Source organism: Corynebacterium sp. AOP36-E1-14, from assembly GCF_052377495.1.
Taxonomy (GTDB): Bacteria; Actinomycetota; Actinomycetes; order Mycobacteriales; family Mycobacteriaceae; genus Corynebacterium.
Genome location: NZ_JBQSWV010000068.1, coordinates 1 through 1,316 on the forward strand (window position 1 = coordinate 1; position 1,316 = coordinate 1,316).

Here is a 1,316-nt window from a genome sequence, read left to right on the forward strand (position 1 = left end):
TGGCCCTACCCTCGTTGAGTGGACACCCGATTTAGCGGGCCCCGTCCCGCACGAGAGGATGTCACTATGACCGACCACACCGCCGGCAAGCGACCACGACGAACCTTCAGCCCCGAGTACAAACACGAAGCCGCCCGACTGGTCATCGACACCGGACGTACTATCGCCGAAGTCGCCCGTGAACTCGGCGTCGGCGCCCAGACGCTAGGTAAATGGGTCGCCGCCGAACACGCCGACCAGGCCGGTGAGCCCACCGGCGAGCTGGATCTGGATGAACGCGCCGAACTCAAACGACTGCGCCGCGAACTCGCTGACGTGAAGAAGGACAACGAGTTTTTGGGAAAAGCGGCAGCCTTCTTCGCTGCCAAGCAACCACCGCAGAACGGTATGAACTGATGGTGCAGGAGAAGGCGAATTACGAGGTCAAGCGTATGGCACGTCTGCTGGGAGTGTCCCGGTCCGGTTTCTACGCCTGGGTAGCACGACAGGCCGGACAGCCCGGCCCACAGCGCCGTGAGCGCGACGACCTCGACGCGAAGGTCCGGACGGTGTTCATCGAGTCCGACGAGGTCTACGGCGCTCCCAGGGTGCATGCCCAGCTGGCCCGGGAGGGCACACAGGTTGATGTGAAGACCGTGGCGAGATCCATGGCACGTCAGGGCTTGGAGGGCATCAGCCCCAAGAAGTTCACCCCGGTGACCACCCTGCCTGGTGTCGAGGCCCATACGATCCCTGACCGGGTCAGGCGCGGCTGGGACCAGGGCGGGCTCGACCGGTGCTGGATTTCCGACATCACCTACCTTCGCACCGGTGAAGGCTGGGTGTACCTCGCAGCGGTCACCGACGGGCACTCCCGACGGATCATCGGCTGGGCGATGGACACCCACATGCACACTGACCTGGTGGAACGTGCCCTGCGCATGGCACACACGCTACGCGGGGAACTGCCCGATGACGTGGTGTTCCACGCTGATCGTGGGTGCCAGTTCACCAGTGAGCAGATGCACCGGGTGTGCCAGGATCTGCAGGTGCTGCAGTCGGTGGGTAGAACCGGGGTGTGCTGGGACAATGCGATGGCCGAAAGTGTGTGGGCCACGTTGAAAACCGAATTCTACGACCGGCACACCTGGTCGACCCGGGCCGAGGCACGCCAGGCTGTCGCCCGGTGGATTGAGGTGGTCTACAACCGTCGACGGCTGCACTCGTCGCTGGGGTATGTACCGCCGGTGGAGTTCGAGATGAATCTGTTCAACAAACCTGCTGCTGAGGCACCCGAGGCAGCTTAGTTACCTGTCCACGATTTGCGGGGAAGGCCA

The 1,316-nt window shown here is 63.5% G+C and carries 1 protein-coding gene; it reads left to right on the forward strand.

The genetic code is table 11. The features are described 5' to 3' along the window. Positions 1-66 precede the first annotated feature (66 nt). Positions 67-1,286 (forward strand): IS3 family transposase gene (locus tag ACT3TD_RS14755; protein ID WP_141657168.1). Its coding sequence is split into 2 segments (ribosomal slippage): positions 67-352 and positions 352-1,286, totalling 1,221 coding nucleotides; the frame shifts between segments, so codons are not numbered across the junction. Positions 1,287-1,316 lie beyond the last annotated feature (30 nt).